This is a genomic window from Rhodococcus sp. AG1013 (assembly GCF_003350365.1).
GTDB lineage: Bacteria > Actinomycetota > Actinomycetes > Mycobacteriales > Mycobacteriaceae > Prescottella.
Genome location: NZ_QQAT01000048.1, coordinates 1 through 1,506, shown reverse-complemented (window position 1 = coordinate 1,506; position 1,506 = coordinate 1). Strand labels below are relative to the sequence as shown.

General features: G+C 61.4%; 2 protein-coding genes. One reads left to right on the top strand and one right to left on the bottom strand.

Features of this window, described 5'->3' with window-relative positions:
• Nucleotides 1-166: 166 nt before the first annotated feature.
• Nucleotides 167-1,317 (top strand): IS3 family transposase gene (locus DEU38_RS27920; protein WP_114724615.1). Its coding sequence is split into 2 segments (ribosomal slippage): nt 167-452 and nt 452-1,317, totalling 1,152 coding nucleotides; the frame shifts between segments, so codons are not numbered across the junction.
• A 106-nt stretch (nt 1,318-1,423) separates the two neighbouring features.
• Here DEU38_RS27920 and DEU38_RS27915 read toward each other — a convergent pair.
• The coding region (locus DEU38_RS27915) for an integrase core domain-containing protein (RefSeq protein WP_147283480.1) at nt 1,424-1,506 on the bottom strand (83 nt) is incomplete at its 5' end.

Genomic DNA, 1,506 nt, shown 5'->3' with positions numbered 1-1,506 from the left:
ACCCGCGTATATCAGTCTGACCGCGCGTCGCACACCGACACGCTCACCACGCAGACTCCGGCCGAGGAAGCAACGAGGCGCCGTCGGGGTCGCTCGGGACTGCCCCCGGTTTGGTTGACATCTTGACCTGTGAGGACTGCTCGTCACAGGTGGAAGGATGTTTCCCATGCCGAAAGCGTTTCCCGAGGAGTTCCGCCGCGACGTCATCGCGGTCGCTCGTAAAGGCGAGGCCCCGCTGCGCCAGATCGCGAAGGACTTCGGAATCTCCGAGGGCTGCCTGCACCGCTGGTTGAAGATCGCCAACCGTGAGGACGGCATAGACACTGGCACGTCCACGAGCTCGGACGAGTCGGCGGAGCTGCGAGAAGCACGTAAGCGGATCAAGCTCCTCGAGCAGGAAGCCGAGGTCATGCGCCGTGCCGTCGCCTATTTGTCCCGGGACGTCAACCCAAAATGATGTTCCCGCTGGTCCTCGACCTTGCCGCTGACGGTGTCCCCGTCACGGTGACTTGCCGGGTTCTCGGATTCTCTACCCAGGCGTTCTACAAATGGAGGAAAGCGCCCGTAACACAACGTGATTGGGACGATGCGCATCTGATCGATGCCGCTCGCGAGATCCACGCCGATGATCCCGCCTTCGGCTACCGATTCATCGCAGACGAACTCCCCGATCGAGGCATCACCGCCGGCGAGAACCGCGTCGCACGACTGTGCTCACAAGAGCGCATCTGGTCGGTGTTCTCGAAGAAGCGAGGCGTGAACAGAAAGGCCGGCCCGCCAGTTCACGACGACCTCGTCGACCGCCAGTTCGCCGCTGGGCAGCCCAACGAGCTCTGGCTGACCGACATCACTGAACACCGCACTGACGAGGGCAAGCTCTACCTCTGCGCGATCAAAGATGTGTACTCGAACAAGATCGTCGGATACTCGATCGACTCCCGCATGAAGGCGTCCCTGGCAGTCACGGCGTTGCGCAATGCCATCGCGCAACGCCACCCGGCCGGAACGATTGTCCACTCCGACAGAGGGAGTCAATTTCGGTCACGGAAGTTCGTACATGAACTCTCGCACAATGGGTTACGTGGATCGATGGGACGCGTGGGAGCATGCGGCGACAATGCCGCAATGGAGTCGTTCTTCGCCCTCCTGCAGAAGAACGTCCTCGATCGACAGCGCTGGTCGACACGAACGGAACTTCGTATGGCGATCGTGACCTGGATCGAGCGGACCTACCACCGCAAGCGCCGGCAACGCCGTCTCGGAAAGCTCACTCCGATCGAGTTTGAGACAATCAACAGAGCCGCATACGCGGCCTGAACTACTCAACCCCACGAGTCAACCAAGGTGGGGGCAGTCCCCTCCCCGGCGGCGCCTCACCATGGCCTCTTGACAATCTTCTCTACATATCAGGTGTACCTGGCCATCAGGTTGGTTGCAGTCGGCTGATCGGTGGGAGTCCTCCGAGTGCGCTGTGGCGTCGTCGAGTGTTGTAGTACTCGAGCCAGG